A 19,848-nucleotide genomic window follows, 5' to 3' on the forward strand; every position below is an offset into this window, starting at 1 on the left:
CCGGCCCAGGACAGCCGGGGTCGAGGTGGTCGGGGTCGGGTCACGGCACGCCCGGGCCCGGGGCGGCGGCCGCCCGGTCCACGGGGGCCTGCGGGGTGAGTGGGAGGTCCCGGCCGAGGATGCCGAACGGGCGCTCGTCGCCGGGGAAGTGGAAGTGGCGCAGCACGTCGACGAAGCCGAACCGGCGGTACAGCCGCCAGGCGCGGGAGTGCTGCTCGTCGGCCTCCGGGGTGGACAGCAGGGTGGTGCTGCCCGGTGCCATGGTGAGCAGGGCGGTGAGCTGGCGGGCGCCCAGGCCGTGCCCCTGCGCGGGCGGCCGGACGTGCAGCTCGACCACCTCGAAGCAGTCGGCGAGCCAGCGCCGCCGGGCGTCGCCGTCCAGCGCCCCGTGCACCTGGTCGTGCCACCACTGGCCCGCCGCGCCGAGGTATCCGTACCCGAAGCCGGCCAGGTGGCCCTCGGAGGTGAGGCTGGCGACGGCGCGGAAGCCGGGGCGGCGCACGTGGGTGGCGATGTAGCCGCGCCGGGCCGCCAACAGGTCCGTCCGGTAGTTCATCGCCTCGCCGTAGACGGCCACCACGTCGTCCAGCCGCCGGACCAGGTCGTCCGGCGTCCAGCGCACCAACCTCATGCCCGTCCATCCTTCGCCGTCTCCGGATCGCCGTCGGCGACCCAACCCAGCACCGACCGGTCGCCGACCACGTCGCGCACCTCGAACCGCGCGAAGAGTTCCTCCGCGTACCACCCCGCAGTGGGGGTGCGCGTGATCGCGGCGCGGTGCTCGGGGTGACGGTACGCGAACGCGACGAGGTCCGTCGTGTCGCGCCACACGCTGACCGTGCCCTGCCAACCCAGCGGGGCCTCGCCGACGCCGAACCGGGCCAGCAGGCCGGGCGCGGCGTGCAGGGCGGCGGCCACCGGCGGCACCGCCCGCCAGAAGGTGGCCGCCCGGCGGGCCCGCAGCCGGGCCCGGGTCAGCGCCAGCACCGGGCCGGCGACCCGGCCGCCGGACGGCTCGCCGAACGGCCGCCGCCCGGACCACTCGCCCCGGCTGGTCAGCGGGCGCAGGTCCACCCGGGCCGAGGAACGGGCGACGCGCGCCCAGGAGCGGCCCACGGGCGAGTCGGCGAAGCCGGCCGCGGCGGCCGGTGAGTCCCAGACGGCCAGCGCCGCCCAGCGGGTCAGGTCGGCGTCGCCGGGGCCGAAGCCGGTGCCGGTTCCGGTGCCGAGCACCTTGCCGAACCGCACCCCGTCGGTGCGGCGCAGCCGCGTCGGGTGCGTCGCCATCCGGGCCAGCGCCCCGGGCAGCGCCGCCCGAGAAATCCGCCAGACGTGCAGGGTGACAAGCTCGGGTACGCCGCTCACGCCACCTCGGCCGGGGTGCCGGCGGTGATCCGGAGCAGCTCCGCGTACGTGGTGGGGAAGACCGCCCGGGGCACCCCGCCGGCCGCCCAGACCTCGTCGTACCCCTCCAGGGCGGTGTCGACCAGGGTGCGCAGCGGCGCGGGGTGGCCGAGCGGGGCGACCCCGCCGATCACCTGGCCGGTGTGCTGCCGGACGAACTCGGGGGTGGCCCGGCGCAGGTGGGTGACCCCGAGGGACGCGGCCAGGCCGGCCGTGTCCACCCGGTGCGCGCCGGAGGTGAGCACCAGCAGCGGGGCGTCGTCGGCGGCGAAGACCAGCGAGTTGGCGATGGCGCCGACGCCCACGCCGAGCGCCTCGGCCGCCGCGGCGGCGGTGTGCACCGCCTCGGGCAGCAGGCGGACCGCGCTGGGTCGGCCGGCGCCGTCGAGCGCGCCCGCGGCGTCGAGGGCCTCCCGCATCGCCCGTACGTTCGGGTGTGACTGCATGACGCCTATTCTTCCCGGCCCGTTCCCGCCCAGCTCCCAGGGGCGGCCAGAGCCTCGTCCGGCCCGCTCGTTCCCCGGCCCCTTGAGCGGCCGGGCGGGCGGGGCCGGGTCGAGCGTGACGGTGTCGGGCGCGGGCTGCGTGGCCGCCCGGGGTGTGGCCACCCGGGCCGTCTCGGCCAGCGCCACCCCGAGCAGCACCAGCATCCCGCCGCCGAGTTGTGCGGTGTTGAGCGTCTCGCCGTCGCCGATGACCACCCAGGCGACCGCCGCGGCGAGTACCGGCTCCACCATGCCGACGATCCCGACGCTGGTCGCCGGCAGGTGCCGCATCGCGCCCGCCACCAGCAGGTACGGCACGATCGAGCCGAGCACCACCACGTACCCGCAGAGCAGGGCGACCGGGACGCCCGCCGCGCTGCCGGTCAACGGCTCCCAGCCGCCGGTGCCGGCGGTGACCGCCCGGGTGAGCAACCCGGCCACGGCGGACGCGCCGAACGCCCAGGTGCACAGCGACAGGGTGTCCCGCCCCTGCACGCCACGCGCGCCGAGCACGTAGTAGACGGCCAGGAAGACCGCCGCGCCGAGGCCGGCGAGGATGCCGAGCCCGTCCAGCTTCAGCTCGCCCCACACCTCGGCCACGCAGCCCAGCCCAGCGAGGCTCAGTGCCAGGCCGGCCCAGAGCCGGGGGCGGACCCGGTGTCGCTGGCCGAACCGGGCCCAGAGGGCGACCAGCAGCGGGGCGGAGTACTCGAACAGCAGGCCGAGGCCGACCGGCAGCCGGGAGATGGCGACGAAGTAGAGCATCGGCACCAGGAAGAAGCCGGTCAGGCCGTACGCGACCAGCAGCGGGATCTGCCGGGGGGTGGTCCGGAGCCGGCGCACGCCCGGGCGCAGCACCAGGCTCAGCAGGAGCAGGCCCGCGACGGCGCCGAGCGCGCGCAGCAGGGTGAGCTGCTGGGCGTTCAGGCCGGCCCGGAGCACCAGCTTGGAGACCGTGCCGTTGACGGCGAACAGGGCTCCCGAGCCGAGCACCATGGCGACGCCGAGGGCGGGGCGGGGGGTCGTCACGAGCAGAGGCTAGCGCCGTGGTCGTCAGGGGCGTAGGGGTGGGCGCTCGTTACCCGTCCGCGCCCCGCGCGGGCACCGGGCGGTCGGGCCTCGTCGGGTGCGGGGAGCCGGTCCGGCGCGTGGGGCCGACCGGTCGTTGTCGCTGCACCGCGCCCGTCCGCCGTACGTTGCATTTTCGTCTGGCACGGGGTGTACTGTCAGCAGCAGTTAGAACGAGTGTTCGATTGTCTAGAACATTCGTTCCAACAGCCCGGGCGGTGTTTCGCGGCACCGGCCCCGGGCGGTGCGGCTCCGCGGGCCGCACCTGGGTCCCGGGCAGTCGCGAGTCCGGGCCCGTCAGGCAGGAGCGTCGCCCGCCGCCCACGACCCCCGGGCGGCGGGCGACGAACCCGCCGGTACGCCGGCCGGGTGTGGTGTGGGGAAGCGTCCACACCCGGCCGGCCCCCCAACGGTGCGTCTTCCTCCGCACCACTCGACGGCCCGTGCGCCGGCGGCCCCGGTCGCCCGCGCCCCGCCCCGGCCACGTGGAGGAGACAGCCCATGCCGACCAACCCGGCCCAGCCACCGACGGTGCCGGCACATGTGCTGCCGCACCGCACCCCGGCCCAGCTTCTCGCGGTGGCCCGCCACGGGCTGACCGAAGCCGCCCGGACCGGCCCGGACGGGCTGCGCTACGCGGCGGCCCACCTGGCGGCGCTCCGTGCCGCCGCAGCCCTGCTCGCAGCCCGGGCCCGTCCCGCCCCGGCCCGGCGCAACCGGATCACCAGCGTCTGGGTCCTGCTCTCCACCGTCGCCCCCGAGCTCGACGAGTGGGCGGCGTTCTTCGCCGCCGGTGCCAGCAAGCGCGCCGCGGCCGAGGCCGGCATCCCCCGGGTGGTCACCGCCCGGCAGGCAGACGACCTGCTCCGGGCGGCCGAGCAGTTCGTGACGGTGGTGGAGAGCACCCTCGGGCTGGCCCATCAGCCGGCGCTCGACGGCCTGGCCGCCTGAACGAGCGCCGCCTGAACGAGCGCCGCCCGGCGGGCGCTGCCCCCGGAGGGGCGGCCTCCGCCCAGCCCGCGCAGGGCTCCGATTCCGGCACGACGAGCACGACGGGGGGTAGGTCCGATGGCGGGCCGAATGGTGATCGGTTCCGCCGCGCTCGCGGGCCTGGTACGCCCGGCGAGCGCGCCGGACCCGGCCGGCGGGCAGCGGGTGCTCCCGGTGCCCCCCGAGCTGACCGGCCTGCTGCCCAACCGAGGGCTGCGCCGGGGCAGCACGATCGCGGTCGCCACCGGCCAGCCCCGGCGTAGCGGCGGCACGTCGCTGCTGCTGGCGCTGCTCGCCGAGGCGTCCCGAGCCGGCTCGTGGTGCGCCGTGGTGGGGGTGCCGACCTTCGGCGCGGGCGCGGCGGCCGAGGCCGGGCTCGCCCTGGACCGGCTCGCCCTGGTGCCGCAGCCGGGGCCGGAGTGGCCCACCGTCGTCGCCGCGCTGATCGACGGGGTCGACGTCGTGGTGGCCGCCGTGCCGGCCACCGTCTCGGCTTCGGTCGCCAACCGGCTGGCCGCCCGGGCCCGGCAGCGGGGCAGCGTGCTCGTCCCGTACGGCCGCTGGGACGGCGCGGACATCACGTTGCAGGTGGTCCGGGGCGTCTGGGAGGGGCTGGGACAGGGCCGGGGCCGGCTGCGTCGGCGCGAGGTCACCGTCTCCGCCCGGGGGCGGGGCGCGGCCGCCCGGCCCAAGGAGATCAAGGTCTGGCTCCCCGGCGACGGGCTCACCCGGGTCATCCCCCGCCCGGCAGCCGTCCCGGCCGCCTCCGTCACCGGCCGGTCGGCCGCCGGCCGGCTCCGGCCGGTGTCCCCGGTGTTCCCGCCCGCCCTCGACGTCCCGCCCGCCCTCGACGTCCCGCCCGCCCTCGACGTCCCGCCCGCCCGTGGCGGGCTCGTCCGCGACGTCCCGCCCCGTCGCGACGGGGCGGACCATCGTGGTGCGTCCGCCTCCGACTTCCCGCCCGACCGTGGCGGGCTTGCCGTGGTCGGTCCCGGGTGACCGGGGTGCCGACGCGCACGCTGCTGCTCTGGTGCCCGGACTGGCCGGTGCTGGCCGCCGAGATCGTCGACGGGGTACCGGCCATCGGGCCGGTCGCCGTGCTGCACGCCAATCGGGTGGTCGCCTGCTCCGAGCGGGCCCGCGCCGAGGGCGTCCGTCGAGGGCTGCGCAAGCGGGAGGCACAGGGGCGTTGCCCGCAGCTGACCGTCGTCGACCACGACCCGGGCCGGGACGCCCGGGCGTTCGAGCCGGTGGTCGCCGCGGTCGAGGAGGTCGCCGCCGGGGTCGAGGTGGTCCGCCCGGGCGCCTGCGCGCTGGGCGCGCGGGGTCCGAGCCGCTATCTCGGCGGCGAGGAGCCAGCCGCCGAGCGGCTCGTCGAGCACGTCGCGCAGACCTGCGCGGTGGAGAGCCAGGTGGGGATCGCCGACGGGGTGTTCGCCGCAGGCCTCGCCGCCCGCGTCGGACAGGTGGTGCCCGCCGGCGGCACGCCCGGGTTCCTGGCGGGCCTGCCGGTGGAGGCACTCGGCCGGCCGGCCCTGGCCGACCTGCTGCGTCGGCTCGGTGTCCGTACCCTCGGGGACTTCGCCGCGCTGCCGGCGGGGGACGTGCTGGCCCGGTTCGGGTTCGACGGTGCGCTGGCCCACCGGCTCGCCGCCGGCCGGGACCACCGGCCGTTGGCCGTCCGTCAGCCCCCGGCCGAACTGGCGGTCACCGCCGACCACGACGAGCCGATCGACCGAGTGGACGCGGCGGCCTTCGCCGCCCGTGCGCTGGCCGAGCGGTTGCACGACCGGCTGGCCGCGCACGGCCTGGCCTGCACCCGGCTCGGCATCGAGGCGGTTACCGCACACGGCCAGGAGCTGCACCGGGTCTGGCGGCACGACGGCCTGCTCACCGCCGCGGCCATCGCCGACCGGGTGCGGTGGCAGCTCGACGGTTGGCTCTCCGGCAGCACCGGGCGGCCCGGCGCCCGCCCGGCCCGGCCGACAGCCGGGATCATCCGGTTGCGGCTGGTGCCCGACGGGGTGCTCGCCCAGGCCGGCCTGCAACCCGGGCTGTGGGGGGAGGCGGGCGAGGAGCGGGAGCGGGCGCACCGGGCGCTGAGCCGGGTGCAGGGCATCCTCGGCCCCGAGGCGGTGGTCACGGCGGTGCTCGGCGGCGGGCGGTCCCCGGCCGACCAGGTGCGGCTGGTGCCCTGGGGCGACGAGCGGCTGCCCGCCCGCCCGGGCGAGCCCACCTGGCCGGGCCAGGATGCCCTGCCGGCACCGGTGGAACCGGCGGGGTCCGGCGGTGTCACCGGGTCCGGCGGTGCTGTCGGGTCCGGCGGTGTCACCGGGTCCAGTGGTGCTGTCGGAGCTGGTGGTGTCGTCGGGTCCGCCGTCGGGGTCGGTGGTGCCACCGGACCCGGTGTTCCTCCGTGGCCGGGACGCCTTCCGCCGCCCGCGCCGGCCGTGGTGCTCCCCGCGCCGCTGGCCGCGACGGTGTACGACGCCGTCGGCGAGCCGGTCGGGGTCAGCGCCCGGCTCCAGGTGAGCGCCGCCCCCGCCCGACTGGTGGTCGGCACGGCCCGTCCGGTGGACATCGTCGGCTGGGCCGGCCCGTGGCCGGTGGACGAGCGCTGGTGGGCGCCGGCCGAGGCCCGCCGCCGGGCCCGGTTCCAGGTCTGCCTGGCCGACGGGGCCGCCCTCCTCCTCGCCGTCGAGGCCGGCCAGTGGCTGGTGGAGGCCATCTATGACTGACCGACGGGCCGCCCTACCTGCAGATCTTGGAAGATTCCGGCCCCTCCAGGGGCCGGAATCTTCCAAGATCTCCGCCGAACCGGGGGCGTGGTGAGTTTCCACAATCCGCGGATGCAGTGGGCGGAGTTGGAGCGGGTGCTCTCCGGGCGGTCCGGCGGCGCGATGGCGGGTGGGCGGCACCTGCACGTGGTGGATCCACTCGCCGTCGACGCCGACGGGGGCGACGCGCCGGCCCGGGGGCACCGGCAGGAGCCGTCCCGGCCGTCGGAGCTGCTCCACCCCGGCGGCGCGGTGCCCTACGCCGAGTTGCACGCGCACAGCAACTTCAGCTTCCTGGACGGGGCCAGCCACCCCGGGGAACTGGCTGAGGAGGCGGCCCGGCTCGGGCTCACCGCGCTCGCCGTCACCGATCACGACGGCTTCTACGGCGTGGTCCGCTTCGCCGAGTCGGCCCGTGCGCTGGGACTGCCCACGGTGATCGGCGCGGAGCTGTCGCTGGGCCTGCCCGGCCCGCAGAACGGCGAGCCTGACCCGCACGGCGCCCACCTGCTCGCCCTCGCCCACGGCCCCGAGGGGTACGCCCGGCTGGCCCGTACCATCGCCCGCGCCCAGCTACGCGGCGGGGAGAAGGGCCGCCCGGACTACGGCGAGTTGGAGGAGGTCGCCGCCGAGCTGCGCGACCACGTGCTGGTGCTCACCGGCTGCCGCAAGGGGCACGTGCCTGCGGCGCTGCTCACCGAGGGCGTCGACGCGGCGGCCCGGGAGCTGGACCGGCTGACCGCGCTGTTCGGCGCGGACACGGTGGCGGTGGAGCTGACCGACCACGGCCATCCGGTCGACGCCGACCGCAACGACGCCCTCGCCGAGCTGGCCGCCGGGGCGGGGCTGCCCACGGTGGCCACGAACAACGTGCACTACGCCACGCCGGGCCGGCGCCGGCTGGCCACCACCCTGGCCGCGGTGCGGGCCCGGCGCAGCCTGGACGAGATCGACGGCTGGCTGCCCGCCGCGTCCACCGCGCACCTGCGCAGCGGGGAGGAGATGGCGGCCCGGTTCGCCGCGTACCCGGGTGCGGTGGCCCGGGCCGCCGAGTTCGGCGCGGAGCTGGCGTTCGACCTCCAGCTCGTGGCGCCACGGCTGCCGGCGTACCCGGTGCCGCCGGGGCACACCGAGATGACCTGGCTGCGCCGGCTCACCCTGGACGGCGCCCGGGAGCGGTACGGGCCACCCGGGGCGCACCCGGACGCGTACCGGCAGCTCGACCACGAACTGCGGATGATCGACGAGCTGGGCTTCCCCGGCTACTTCCTGGTGGTGTACGACATCGTCACGTTCTGCCGCCAGCAGGACATCTACTGCCAGGGCCGGGGGTCTGCGGCGAACTCGGCGGTCTGCTACGCGCTGCGGATCACCAACGTGGACGCCGTCCGGCACCGGCTGCTCTTCGAGCGCTTCCTCGCCCCGGAGCGCGACGGCCCGCCGGACATCGACGTGGACATCGAGTCCGACCGCCGGGAGGAGGTGATCCAGCACGTCTACGCCCGGTACGGCCGGGAGCACACCGCCCAGGTCGCCAACGTCATCTCGTACCGGCCCCGGTCGGCGGTGCGGGACGTGGCGAAGGCGTTCGGCTTCTCGCCCGGCCAGCAGGACGCCTGGAGCAGGCAGATCGACCGCTGGGGCTCCGTCGCGTCGGTCGACGTCGAGGGCATCCCCGAGCAGGTCGTCGCGTACGCCGACGAGTTGCAGACGTTCCCCCGGCACCTGGGCATCCACTCCGGCGGGATGGTCATCTGCGACCGGCCGGTGATCGAGGTCTGCCCGGTGGAGTGGGGCCGGATGCCCGGCCGCAGCGTGCTCCAGTGGGACAAGGACGACTGCGCGGCCGTCGGCCTGGTCAAGTTCGACCTGCTCGGCCTCGGCATGCTCTCCGCCCTGCACTACGGCTACGACATGATCGGCGAGACCCTCGACCTGGGCGACATGACGCTGGACGACCCAGAGGTGTACGACATGCTCTGCCGGGCCGACTCGGTCGGGGTCTTCCAGGTGGAGAGCCGCGCCCAGATGGCCACCCTGCCCCGGCTCAAGCCCCGCGAGTTCTACGACCTGGTGGTGGAGGTGGCGCTGATCCGTCCCGGCCCGATCCAGGGCGGCTCGGTGCACCCGTTCATCCGGCGCAAGAACGGCCAGGAGCCGGTGACGTTCGCCCATCCGCTGATGCGCAACGCGCTGGAGAAGACCCTCGGCGTGCCGCTGTTCCAGGAGCAGCTCATGCAGCTCGCCATCGACCTGGCCGGCTTCGACGCGGCCGGGGCCGACCAGCTCCGCCGGGCGATGGGGGCCAAGCGCTCGGTGGAGCGGATGGCGCAGATCGCCGAGCGGCTCTACGCCGGGATGGCCGAGCGGGGCATCGCCGGGGAGCTGGCCGACGACGTCTACCGCAAGCTCACCGCGTTCGCCAGCTACGGCTTCCCGGAGAGCCACGCGATGAGCTTCGCCTACCTGGTGTACGCCAGCTCGTGGCTCAAGCGCTACCACCCGGGCCCGTTCCTGGCCGCCCTGCTCAACGCCCAGCCGATGGGCTTCTACTCGCCGCAGACCCTGGTCGACGACGCCCGCCGGCACGGGGTGGAGGTTCGCCGGTCGGACGTCAACGCCAGTGGCGCGAAGGCCGTCCTCGAATCCACCCCGACCACCCGGTGGGGCAGCGCGCCCGGGGAGCCCCCGCACGAGTGGGGGCTCGGCGGGCCGGCCGTCCGGCTCGGGCTGGGCGGCGTGCGTACCCTCGGCGACGGCGTGGCCGAGCGGATCGAGGCGGAGCGGGCGGCGCACGGGCCGTACCGGGACATGCCGGACCTGGCCCGGCGGGTGGGTCTCACCGCCGCGCAGCTGGAGGCGCTGGCCACCGCGGACGCCTTCGCCTGCTTCGGGCTGACCCGGCGGCAGGCGCTCTGGGCCGCCGGGGCGGCGGCCCAGGACCGGCCGGGCCGGCTGCCGGGCACGGTGACCGGCACGACCGCCCCGACCCTGCCGGGGATGGAGGCGGTGGACCGCCTCGTCGCCGACGTCTGGGCGACCGGGCTGTCGCCGGAGAGCCACCCGGCCCGGTTCATCCGGGACCGCCTCGACGCCCTCGGCGCGGTGCCGATCGCCCGGCTCGGCCGGGTGGAGCCGGGTCGGCGGATCCGGGTCGGCGGGATCGTCACCCACCGGCAGCGGCCGGCCACCGCCGGCGGGGTCACCTTCCTCAACCTGGAGGACGAGACCGGGATGCTCAACGTCACCTGCTCGCCGGGGCTGTGGCAGCGCCACCGGTGGGTGGCGCGGACCAGCGCCGCCCTGGTGGTGCGCGGCCGGTTGCAGCGGCACGAGGGGGTGACCAGCCTCACCGCCGACCGGCTCGACCCGATCGAGCCGCCGGTCGCCCCGGTCTCCCGCGACTTCCGGTGACCGACGTTACAGTGTGGCGGGCGATCGCGAGGGAGACTTGTGATCGCGCGGGCAGAGTCGCCCGGGTTCCATGAGGGGGTAAGAGCAAGTGGCGGGTAACGACACTTACACCGGTGCGGTAGCGAACGCCCGACGCACCCGGCTCGATGCCGGTTGGGTCGCGGCGCACACCACCGAGATTCGCGAATACTCGGTGACCGACGGCCCGGTGGCCAACGCCCGCCGGTCCCGTGCCGAGGAGGACCCGGCCGGCGGTGGCGAGTCCTGACATCACCCGGTCCGGAGCCCGCCCGGCTCCACCGGTCGCCGTTCTCCGGCCACCGGATGCGCCGGGCGGCTGGACCAGGTGACTAGGCTCGACCGCGTGGAGCAGACCCGTGGCCGGCTCACCGGCCCGCCGTTGACCCCCCGTACCGCCGTCATCTGGTCCGTGCTCCGGGCCGAATTGGACCGCCGCGCCGATGACCGGCTCACCGTCCTCGACGTCGGCGGCGGCACCGGCGGGTTCGCCGTGCCGCTGGCCCAGGCCGGGCACGGGGTCACCGTGGTCGACGCCAGCCCCGACGCCCTCGCCGCGCTGACCCGCCGGGCCGCCGAGGCCGGCGTCGCCGACCGGGTACGCGCCGTGCAGGGCGACGGCGACGCGCTCGCCGGGCTGGTCGAGCCGGCAAGCGTCGACCTGGTGCTCTGCCACTCCGTGCTGGAGGTGGTCGACGACCCCGCGCCGGTGGTGGCCGCGCTGGTCGCCGCGCTGCGCCCGGGCGGCGCGGCCAGCGTCCTGGTCGCCGGGCAGGCCGCCGCGGTGCTCGGCCGGGCGATGAACGGCCACCTCGACCTGGCTGCCGCCGTGGCCGCCGACCCGGCCGGCGCCGCCGGCCCCCCGGACACCCTGCGTCGGCGCTACGACGCCGACCGCGCCGCGGCGCTGCTCACCGACGGGGGCCTCGCGGTCGAGGAGATCCACGGGGTACGCGTCCTGGCCGACCTGCTCCCCGCCGCCGTCGCGGACGGCCAACCGGCCGCCCTGGTCGAGTTGGAGCGGGCCCTGGCCGCCCGGCCGCCGTACCGGGACCTCGCCGCCCAGCTGCATCTGTTCGCGCGCCGGCCGGTATGACCGGGCCCGTGCCGCCCCTACCCGGCGATCCGGCCCGCTCGGCGCCGTCGGGCGGGCCGGAGTTCCCGGTCGCGCCGGCCCGCTCGGCGCCGGGGCCGGAGTTCCCGGTCGCGCCGCTGGAGCCGGTCGCGCCCCGGTACGGCGGCGCAAGCCTGGCCGACGTGCTGCCCAGCGCGCTGGCGGTGCTCGGGGTGCCGGGGGCCGTGGACCTGCTCGGGCTGGCCCCCCGGCTGGCCGGGGTGCGGCGGGTCGCCGTGCTGCTGGTCGACGGGCTCGGCTGGTACCAGATCCCCACCGCCGCCCCGTACGCCCCGACCCTGGCCGGGCTGGCCGCGACCGTCGGCCGCCCGCTCACCTCCGGTTTCCCGTCGACCACCCCGACCAGCCTGGTGACCCTGGGCACCGGCGTGGCCCCCGGCGCGCACGGGGTGCTCGGCTTCAAGGTCCGGGTACCCGGCACCGACCGGGTGCTCAGCCACATCGAGTGGGCCGGCGACCCGGAGCCGCTGCGCTGGCAGCCCGTCGCCACCCAGTTCGAACGGGCCCGCGCCGCCGGGGTCGCGGTGACCGTGGTGAGCCGTCCCGAGTACGCAGGCAGCGGCCTCACCCTGGCCGCCAACCGGGGCGGCGACTACCGGGGCGCCGCCGACGCCGACGCGCTCGCTGCCGCGATGCTCACCGCGCTGGCCGCCGGGACCGGGCCGAACCTGGTCTCCGGATACCACCCCGACCTGGACCGGCACGGCCATCTCAGCGGGGTCGACTCCGCGCCGTGGCGGGTCGCCGCCGCCGTGGTGGACGGGTTGCTCGCCCGGCTGGTCGACGGCCTCCCGAAGGACGCCGCGCTGCTGGTCACGGCCGATCACGGCCAGCTCGACGTGCCGGTGGCGGACCGGGTCGACTTCGACGCCGACCCCGGGTTGCGGGCCGGGGTGCGGGTGCTGGCCGGCGAACCCCGGGTCCGTTACCTGCACGTCGAGCCCGGCGCGGCCGACGACGTGGTGGCGGCCTGGTCGGCGGTGCTCGGCGACGCGGCCCGGGTGCTGCACCGGGGAGAGGCGGTGGCCACCGGCCTGTTCGGCCCGGTGCCGGAGGAGCACCTGCGCCGGGTCGGCGACGTGGTGGTGGTCTGCCGGGGCACGTCCGCGGTGGTGGCCACCCGGTCGGAGAAACCGATCGAGTCGCGCCTGGTGGCGTACCACGGGGCGGACACGGCTGCCGAGATGACGATCCCGCTGCTGGTGGTCCGCGGCTGAGCCGCCGTGCGGCCCCCGGGGTGTCGTACCCGGGGGCTAGCCTGCGGGGATGGGCCGCAGTCAGTCGTTGCCGCGCGGGGGTGACCCGCGCTTCGGGCCCGACGGCGACGACTCCGGCTGCCCGATCCTGCACGTCGACATGGACGCCTTCTTCGCCTCTGTCGAGGTGCGCCGCCGCCCCGAGCTGCGCGGCCGGCCCGTCGTGGTCGGCGGGGTCGGGCCGCGCGGCGTGGTCAGCTCCGCCAGCTACGAGGCCCGACGGTACGGCGTCCGCAGCGCCATGCCCACCGGGCGGGCCCGGGCGCTCTGCCCGCACGCGGTCTACCTGTCGCCCGACTTCGCGCAGTACACGGCGGCCTCCCGGGCGGTCATGCAGATCTTCCGGGACGTCACCCCGCTGGTCGAGCCGCTCTCGCTCGACGAGGCGTTCCTCGACGTGGCCGGCGCCCGCCGGCTCTTCGGTGCACCGGCCGAGATCGCCCGGCGCATCCGCGCCCGGGTCGAGCGGGAGCAGGAGCTGACCTGCTCGGTGGGGGTCGCGCCGAGCAAGTTCGTGGCCAAGCTCGGCTCCACCCGCGCCAAGCCCGACGGGCTGCTGGTGGTGCCCGCCGACCGGGTGCTCGAATTCCTGCACCCGCTGCCCGTCTCCGCGCTCTGGGGGGTGGGGGAGCGGTCCACCGAGACGCTGTGCAGGCTGGGGCTGAACACCGTCGGTGACCTGGCCGAGGCGCCCTTCGGCATGCTCCGCAAGGCGGTCGGGGCGGCCGCCGCCGGCCACCTGCACGAGCTGGCCTGGGGGCGGGACCCGCGCCGGGTCACCCCGGAGCAGGTGGAGAAGTCGATCGGCGCCGAGGTTACCTTCGACGTCGACGTCGGCGATCCGCTGGAGATCCGCCGGGCGCTGCTGGCCCTCGCCGAGAAGGTCGGCGTCCGGCTGCGCCGGGCCGGCCAGGTCGGCCGGACGGTGTCGATCAAGGTGCGGATGGCCGACTTCCGCACGGTCAACCGCTCCCGCACCCTCGGCGTCCCCACCGACACGGCCCGGGAGATCTTCGACACCGCATGGGCGCTCTACACCGTTCTCGACCCCGGCGAGCGGATCCGCCTCGTCGGGGTGCGGCTGGAGGGCCTCGCGCCGGCGGAGCAGACCCCGCAGCAGCTCACCCTCGGCGCCCCCGAGCGCGGCTGGCGGGAGGCGGAGGCGGCCGCGGACGCCGCAGCTGCCCGTTTCGGGCGGTCCGTCATAGGTCCGGCGAGCCTGCTTCGTCGTCGCGACCGAGGGCGAAATGAAAATCCACCCGGCCCATAGGTCGTCCCGCTTTCCGACGCGCGACCCCCCTCGTAGACTTGGCGGTAAGCAGCCGGTTGGCTGCCACGGTCTATCGGCCCGCCCGGGCCGACCCACGTGACCGGGGAGGAGTGCCGTGCCGCTCTCGGAGCACGAGCAGCGGCTGTTCGAGCAGATCGAGCGGTCGCTTGCCGAGGACCCCAAATTCGCCTCGGCCGTGCGTGCCAGCGATCCGCGCTTCCATGCGCGGCGTCGCCTGCTCGTCGCTGCCGGCGCGATCATCGTTGGGCTGGCCCTGCTGGTCTACGGTGCGGTGATCAAGACTCCACCGCTCGCGGTGGCGGGTTTCGTCGTCATGCTGGGCTCAGCGGCGTACGCGGTGCAGTCGCACCGGCGGGCGCAGTCCCCCGACCTGCACGTGGTCGGCGGGACGACGAGTCGGCGCCGTCCGCGTGGGCGGTCAGGCCGGCGGTCGTCGTTCCTGGACCGGATGGAGGACCGGTGGCGGCAGCGCCCGGAGGGGCACCGCTGACCCGGCCCCTCCACTGATCCCCGGTCCCGCCGACCCGGCGGGGCCGCGCCGACTCCGGCCCGTCCGACGACGGGCCGGCGTTCCACGCCCGCGGCCGGCACACAACCCGGGCTTCTCCACGCCTCGTGCTTACCCCACGCCTCGTGCTCCCCGGCGGGGTCAGCGGCTGGTGCGGTTGGCCAACAGCCGCCGGGGGTTCCAGCGCAGCAGCCGGTACCGGGCGTCGCCGGTGGTGGCCACCACCCGCGAGGACGTGTCGCTCACCGCCGTCCGCCAGCGCAGCAGCACCGACGGGGGCAGCGCGGCGGCCAGCAGCCTGGTCCGCCGGTCGGCCCGGGCGGCGAGCACGCCGCGGACGCTGCGCAGGGCCGGGGTCAGCTCCTCGCCGGCGAGCGGGTCCCGGGCGTAGCGGGCCCGCTCCTCGGCGCGCCCGAGCAGCCGCGCCGCCGCGGCGGCGGAGGCGTCCTCGGTCAGCGCGTCGGTGGCCAGCCGCTCGGCCGTCGCCCGGGGGGTCTCCGTCCGGTCCACCCGGACCCGGTAGTCGACCAGGGTGTCGAGCAGCTCGTCCCAGGCCGCGTGCGCTTTTGCCCGGGCCCGGGCGGGGTCCACCCCGACCACGATCGCCCGTTCGACCCCGTCCCGGCCGGTGCCGGCGTCCACCATGGTCGCCTTCGGGGCCGCCGCCACCCGGGTTCCCCGGCGTCGACGCAGCGCAGCCCGGCGCAGTGCCGGCACCGCGAGCAGGACGAGCAGGGCGAGTAGACCCGCCGTCCACCAGAGCCAGGCGGGTGCCTGCCGGGTGGGGTCGCCGGCCCCGACGGCCAGCCCCGCGTCGGTGTCCCGGTCGGCGGCGTCCGGGCCGGCGGCCTCCGAGGAGGGGCCGTCGTCGCCCGGGGCGCTCGGAGCGCCGGATTCGGGGGTGACGGACTCCGGGGCGTCGGTGTCCGGGGCCCACGCCGAGCGGGCTGAGCCCTGCACTCCGTACGCCGGGGTGGCGTCGAAGGGCACCCAGCCCATCCCGTCGAAGTAGACCTCCGTCCAGGCGTGCAGGTTCCGGTTGGTCAGCACGTACCCCTCGCCGGTGCGGCCGGTGCCGTTGGTGAAGCCGAACGCCACCCGGGCCGGGATGCCGGCCGCTCGGACCAGCCACGCCATCGACGCCGCGTACTGCTGGCAGAAGCCGGCCTTGTTGTTGAGGAAGTCGACGATGTCCTGCCCGTTGGTGCCGCCCTTGGTGGTCAGGCTGTAGGTGAAGCCGTTGTCCGAGGAGAAGTAGTCGTAGATCGCCCGCACCTTGTCGTAGTCGGTGCGCTTGCCCCGGACGAGGTCCGAGACCAGGGTGTCCACCTGCGACACCGGCGGGGTCTCGGTCTGCTGGACCCGGACGGGATGGTCGGCCGGCAGCGAGGGGGCGCGGCGCAGTGCCGCCGGGCTGTACGTCGACCGGACGTAGTCGAAGGAGTAGCGCTTGTCGCGGGCGTTGTCCCGCTTGGAGAAGATCAGCTGCAGGGCCGGGTCGTACAGCCAGTTGCCGCCCAGTTCCTCGGTCCGCACCGGCTCGCCGTAGACCGGCAGCAGGGGCATGGGGAAGTTCTTCGTCACCTCGACGGTGGCCCGGTACTCCTGCTGCTCGACGCCCTCCCCGGCCCGGGTCGGGTCGGGCAGCCCCCGGTTCACCGGCCGTCCGTTCGGGTCGCTCTCCCGGAAGCCGTCCGCCCGGAGCCTGTCCGCGACGCCGAAGCGCAGGTAGAACGGGCTCGGCTCGGTGGTGGTCACCTTCACCATCTCGACGACCTCGGACTGGTTGAGCTCGCCGCTCAGCGCGGCGAACAGGTCGACCTTGCCCGGGCTGCCGCCCTGGCCGGCGCGTCCGGTGCCGTTGCCCGTCCCGGAGCTGAGGGCGTCGAGCAGCCCGCCGGTCATCCCCGGCACGGCCAGCGGCAGCACCACAGCCAGCGCGACCCCCACCACGGCCAGCCTGCGGCCGGCGGCGGCCAGCGGGGACGACTCCCACACGTCGACGTCCCGGCCGTCACCGGTGAACCGGCGGCCGAACCGGCGTACCCGGTCGACGTTGTCGGCGACCAACAGCCAGAGGTACCCGGCGGCGCCGACCATGAACGGCACGGCGGGGACGCTGTCGATGTACACCGCGACCGGCACCGAGTAGATGGCGAGCATCGGCAGGCCGGCCAGCGCCGGGCGGCGCAGCCCGACGGCGAGCACGTCCACCACCATCGCCACCCCGCCGATGCCGAGCACGCTGATGAACAGCAGCGGGTCGGTGTCGGGCACCTTGACCCCGTACGAGCGCATGTCCTGCGCGGACGCCCCGAGCAACTCGCCGAAGTGGGCGAAGGTGGCCGGGGTGGGCAGGAACGCCACCAGCTCCCCGCCGCTGGGGAAGAGCCAGGTCAGCGCGAGTACCAGCCCGGCGAGCATGCCCAGGACCTGCCCCCACAGCGGCGCCCGGACCAGCCGGGTCAACGCCGCCACGCCGGCCACCACCGCGACCGCGATGGCGGCCTGGATGAGCCAGGTCCAGCGTTCGAAGATGGCCGACAGCGGGGCCGCCGAGAGCAGGGTCGCGCCGGCGGCCACGAAGCCGAGGTTGCGGGTCGCGGTCACGGGACCACCCTTCCGGTGTGTGTCATGCCCGGCGTGCCGGGCCCCTCGCGTGCTCCACCCGGGGAGGGGAGCGTCACCTCACGCCCGAGCCGGAGCGTCGGTCCGCCGCCCTGGCCCGAACGTCACTTCACGCCACCCGCGACCGTCTCGGCCAGCGCCGCCCGTAGGGCGAATCCCTGCGAGCCCCGGCCGGCCTGCGGCCAGAGCGCGGGCAGCCGGGCCCCGTGGTCGACCCCGATCACCCGCCACCCGTTGCGCACCAGGGCGAGCGCGGCGGCGCCGTGCGCGTGGTCGGCCTCGGCCCGGGCCCGGTCCGGCAGGTTCAGCCAGGTGGAACTGTTCAGCAGGAAGCCGACACAGGTGGCGCCGTTGCCGCGCAGCCCGGCGAGCAGCTCGGCCTCGGCGGTGCTCAGCGAGCCGAACAGCGCGATGATCAGGCCGCCGTCGGAGCGCTGCCGGACCCGCTGCACCAGCGTGGTGATCTCGCCGCGCCCGTCGAGCCGAACCTCGGCGAGGTGGTCGAGGAGCACCCCGTCCCCGGCGCCCTCGGTCGCGTCGACGTCCGCGCCGCCGCCGGTGACCAGACGCAGCTTGTACCCGGCCTGGCGCAGGTGCACGGCGATGCTGGCCGCCGCGGACACGGTCCACTCGAAGCTCGCCGTCGGCCCGTCGCCGCGGTGGCCGTACCCCCGGGTGTCCAGGACGACGGTGGCCCGGCTCTCCCAGGGCTGCTCCTCGCGGCGGACCATCAGCTCCCCGGTGCGGGCGGTCGACTTCCAGTGCACCCGGCGCAGGTCGTCGCCCACCCGGTACTCCCGGGTCGCCGCGTCGTCCTCGCCGTGCACCGCCACCGAGCGGGCCCGGCTGTCGCCGCTGCCCGCGTACTCGCCGGGGAGCCGGACCGAGGGCAGGGCCGTGACCTGCGGGATCACCGTGAGGTGGTCGGTGCCGGGGAAGGCCCGGCTCAGCTCGCACAGCCCGAACGGGTCGGTCAACCGGACCACCAGGGGGCCCAGCCCGTACCGGCCGCGCACGTCCGCGCGGACGGTGTACGCCACAGAGCTGGCCTGGTGCGCGCCGAGCCGCTCCAGCACCACCCGGGGCCGGCTGCCCAGCGCGTACGGCAGCCGGTCCTCCAGCAGCAGCGTGCCGGTGGGCAGCCGGGACATGTTCTGCAACCGCAGCACCACCCGGGAGCTGGCCCCGACCGGCACCCGGTGCGGTTCCAGGGACCGGTTGCCGGCCAGCTTGTACCGGCTGCGCCCGACGTACGCGGCGGCGAGCAGCGGCAGAGCGGCCAGCAGCACCGCCACCCGCAGCAGGTCCTTCTCGCCGAGGATGGCGGCGGAGACGCCAGCGGCCAGCGCGGCGGCCAGGAAGGAACGGCCGCGGGTGGTCAGGCCCCGGAGCCCTTCGCGCACGGTCACCGCCTCCGGGGCTCGTACGTCGCTCGGCCGTTGCCCTCGCCGGTGGGCCGGTTGTCGTACGGGGAGCGCTGGCGGTCGTGCGGCAGCGGGAGCCGGTGCACCAGCTCGGACACGATCGCGTCGGTGGTGCGCCGGGCGAGCTGGGCGTCGGCGGTCGGGATGATCCGGTGGGCGAGCACCGGCACCGCGAGCGCCTGGAGGTCGTCGGGCAGGACGTAGTCGCGGCCCTCCAGGGCGGCGACGGCCCGGGCGGTGCGCAGGAGCTGGAGAGTGGCCCGGGGGGACGCGCCCAGTCGCAGGTCGGGGGCCTCCCGGGTGGCGGTGACCAGGTCGACGGCGTACTGCTTCACCGCGTCGGCGACGTGCACCTCGCGGACCGTGGCGATCAGCCGGCGGACCGTGTCGGCGTCGGAGACGGCCCCCAGCTCCTGGAGCGGGTCGGCCGCGCCGTGCCCGTCCAGCATGGCCAGCTCGGCCGCGGGGTCCGGGTATCCCATGGCGATCCGGGCGGCGAACCGGTCCCGCTGCGCCTCGGGCAGCGGGTACGTCCCCTCCATCTCGATCGGGTTCTGGGTGGCGATCACCATGAACGGGGTCTGCAACTGGTAGGTGACCCCGTCGACGGTGACCTGTCGCTCCTCCATGCACTCCAGCAGCGCGGACTGGGTCTTCGGCGAGGCGCGGTTGATCTCGTCGCCGACGACCAGGTTGGCGAAGACCGCCCCGGGTCGGAACTCGAAGTCGTGGGTCTCCTGGTTGTAGACGCTCACCCCGGTGACGTCGCTGGGCAGCAGGTCCGGCGTGAACTGGATGCGGCGCACGGAGCAGTCGATCGACCGGGCGAGGGCCTTCGCCAGCTTGGTCTTGCCGACGCCTGGGACGTCCTCGATGAGGAGGTGGCCCTCGGCGAGCAGGACGGCGAGGGCGAGCCGGATCGTGGCGGTCTTGCCCTCGATGACCTGCTCGATGTTGGCCACGATGGCCTCGCTGGCGGCGCGGAACTCGTCGTGCGGCAGCAGACCGCCCACCTCGTCCCAGGTCTGTTGTGTCACGGGCCTCCTCCTCGTCGCCGGAACGGCAGCTCTGTACAGAGCACCTGGACCCGCCGTCGGGTTCGCAGCGGGAACAAATCTTCTCGTCTGCCGCAGAAATCTCACAGGCCCCTCAGGCTAACCATGTTTGTCGTGATCGCCGACTCCTGCAGGAACTCGGCCGGTTACACCCCGAATATTCGCCGGACGGGGGGAGTTCGGACGGGGGGAAGCAGAGTCCGCACCGTCGGTGGAGGGGCCGCGCCGGCGCTCCGCCTCCCCGAGGCGGGCGACGCGCGCCCGGCCCGCGGGGTACACTGCTCGACATGGCCGGAGTCTTCCTGCTTCTTACCGGGCCGTGCTGATGCGCTGACGCGCGACAGCACGGCGGCCCCTCCTGCGCGGGGGGCTTTTTTGTGCCCTCCGCCGGTCGG

At 76.0% G+C, this 19,848-nt stretch carries 14 protein-coding genes and 2 pseudogenes; 9 read left to right on the top strand and 7 right to left on the bottom strand.

The annotated features are described in order from the left end of the window. Window positions 1-40 precede the first annotated feature (40 nt). The 4 genes and pseudogenes from OG559_RS20625 to OG559_RS20640 form a co-directional block, all read right to left on the bottom strand. Window positions 41-631 carry a GNAT family N-acetyltransferase gene (locus tag OG559_RS20625; RefSeq protein ID WP_405106062.1) on the bottom strand — a complete coding sequence of 197 codons (591 nt, stop codon included), beginning with the start codon at window positions 629-631 and terminating at the stop codon, window positions 41-43. Next, complete coding sequence (locus OG559_RS20630) at window positions 628-1,365, bottom strand: monooxygenase (RefSeq protein ID WP_405106064.1); 738 nt, start codon at window positions 1,363-1,365, stop codon at window positions 628-630. The genes OG559_RS20625 and OG559_RS20630 overlap by 4 nt, the downstream gene beginning before the upstream one ends. Next, window positions 1,362-1,850: a YbaK/EbsC family protein gene (locus tag OG559_RS20635; RefSeq protein WP_350882954.1), complete on the bottom strand. Its 489-nt coding sequence runs from the start codon at window positions 1,848-1,850 to the stop codon at window positions 1,362-1,364. Before OG559_RS20635 ends, OG559_RS20630 begins: the two co-directional genes overlap by 4 nt. Before the next feature lie 189 nt (window positions 1,851-2,039). After that, window positions 2,040-2,885, bottom strand: a pseudogene (locus OG559_RS20640) (EamA family transporter); the annotation flags it as partial. Window positions 2,886-3,458: 573 nt separating this feature from the next. On the opposite strand from OG559_RS20640, the gene OG559_RS20645 reads away from it, so the two are divergent. From OG559_RS20645 to OG559_RS20685, 9 genes and pseudogenes are all read left to right on the top strand, one after another. Next, complete coding sequence (locus tag OG559_RS20645; RefSeq protein WP_405106066.1) at window positions 3,459-3,908, top strand: SAV_6107 family HEPN domain-containing protein; 450 nt, start codon at window positions 3,459-3,461, stop codon at window positions 3,906-3,908. Window positions 3,909-4,025: 117 nt separating this feature from the next. Further along, a pseudogene (locus tag OG559_RS20650) lies at window positions 4,026-4,796 on the top strand (hypothetical protein); the annotation flags it as partial. 146 nt (window positions 4,797-4,942) lie between these two features. Further along, the gene (locus tag OG559_RS20655; protein WP_405106068.1) at window positions 4,943-6,685 is read left to right on the top strand and encodes a DNA polymerase Y family protein; all 1,743 of its coding nucleotides are present in this window, start codon (window positions 4,943-4,945) and stop codon (window positions 6,683-6,685) included. A 90-nt stretch (window positions 6,686-6,775) separates the two neighbouring features. Continuing rightward, window positions 6,776-10,138, top strand: a complete 3,363-nt coding sequence (locus tag OG559_RS20660) for an error-prone DNA polymerase (protein WP_405106070.1) — start codon at window positions 6,776-6,778, stop codon at window positions 10,136-10,138. Between the two features lie 88 nt (window positions 10,139-10,226). Next, on the top strand, window positions 10,227-10,406 hold the full coding sequence (locus OG559_RS20665; RefSeq protein ID WP_405106072.1) for a hypothetical protein: 180 nt from the start codon (window positions 10,227-10,229) through the stop codon (window positions 10,404-10,406). A gap of 78 nt (window positions 10,407-10,484) precedes the next feature. Beyond that, window positions 10,485-11,252, top strand: coding sequence for a methyltransferase domain-containing protein (locus tag OG559_RS20670; protein WP_405106074.1), 768 nt, complete (start codon window positions 10,485-10,487; stop codon window positions 11,250-11,252). Continuing rightward, window positions 11,249-12,508 (top strand): alkaline phosphatase family protein, encoded by a 1,260-nt coding sequence (locus OG559_RS20675; protein ID WP_405106075.1) that lies wholly within the window; start codon window positions 11,249-11,251, stop codon window positions 12,506-12,508. The genes OG559_RS20670 and OG559_RS20675 overlap by 4 nt, the downstream gene beginning before the upstream one ends. Before the next feature lie 49 nt (window positions 12,509-12,557). Next, window positions 12,558-13,817, top strand: coding sequence for a DNA polymerase IV (locus OG559_RS20680; protein ID WP_405106077.1), 1,260 nt, complete (start codon window positions 12,558-12,560; stop codon window positions 13,815-13,817). A 115-nt stretch (window positions 13,818-13,932) separates the two neighbouring features. After that, window positions 13,933-14,328 carry a DUF3040 domain-containing protein gene (locus OG559_RS20685; RefSeq protein WP_117668892.1) on the top strand — a complete coding sequence of 132 codons (396 nt, stop codon included), beginning with the start codon at window positions 13,933-13,935 and terminating at the stop codon, window positions 14,326-14,328. A 159-nt stretch (window positions 14,329-14,487) separates the two neighbouring features. On the opposite strand, the gene OG559_RS20690 is transcribed toward OG559_RS20685, so the two are convergent. The 3 genes from OG559_RS20690 to OG559_RS20700 all read right to left on the bottom strand — a co-directional run bounded on the left by OG559_RS20690 (window position 14,488) and on the right by OG559_RS20700 (window position 19,435). Continuing rightward, window positions 14,488-16,956, bottom strand: coding sequence for a transglutaminaseTgpA domain-containing protein (locus OG559_RS20690; RefSeq protein ID WP_405106080.1), 2,469 nt, complete (start codon window positions 16,954-16,956; stop codon window positions 14,488-14,490). A 122-nt stretch (window positions 16,957-17,078) separates the two neighbouring features. Further along, entirely contained in the window at window positions 17,079-18,377 is a 1,299-nt protein-coding gene (locus OG559_RS20695; RefSeq protein ID WP_405106082.1) for a DUF58 domain-containing protein, read from the bottom strand. A 2-nt stretch (window positions 18,378-18,379) separates the two neighbouring features. Continuing rightward, complete coding sequence (locus OG559_RS20700) at window positions 18,380-19,435, bottom strand: AAA family ATPase (protein WP_405106084.1); 1,056 nt, start codon at window positions 19,433-19,435, stop codon at window positions 18,380-18,382. Window positions 19,436-19,848: the final 413 nt, after the last annotated feature.

The organism is Micromonospora sp. NBC_01405 (assembly GCF_045040155.1).
Classification (GTDB): Bacteria; Actinomycetota; Actinomycetes; order Mycobacteriales; family Micromonosporaceae; genus Micromonospora.

Excerpts from the sequence above, each read along its gene's own strand:
- OG559_RS20645 (WP_405106066.1), top strand. The coding sequence starts at position 3,459 with ATGCCGACCAACCCGGCCCAGCCACCGACGGTGCCGGCACATGTGCTG.
- OG559_RS20635 (WP_350882954.1), bottom strand. The coding sequence starts at position 1,850 with ATGCAGTCACACCCGAACGTACGGGCGATGCGGGAGGCCCTCGACGCC.
- OG559_RS20675 (WP_405106075.1), top strand. The coding sequence starts at position 11,249 with ATGACCGGGCCCGTGCCGCCCCTACCCGGCGATCCGGCCCGCTCGGCG.
- OG559_RS20625 (WP_405106062.1), bottom strand. The coding sequence starts at position 631 with ATGAGGTTGGTGCGCTGGACGCCGGACGACCTGGTCCGGCGGCTGGAC.
- OG559_RS20680 (WP_405106077.1), top strand. The coding sequence starts at position 12,558 with ATGGGCCGCAGTCAGTCGTTGCCGCGCGGGGGTGACCCGCGCTTCGGG.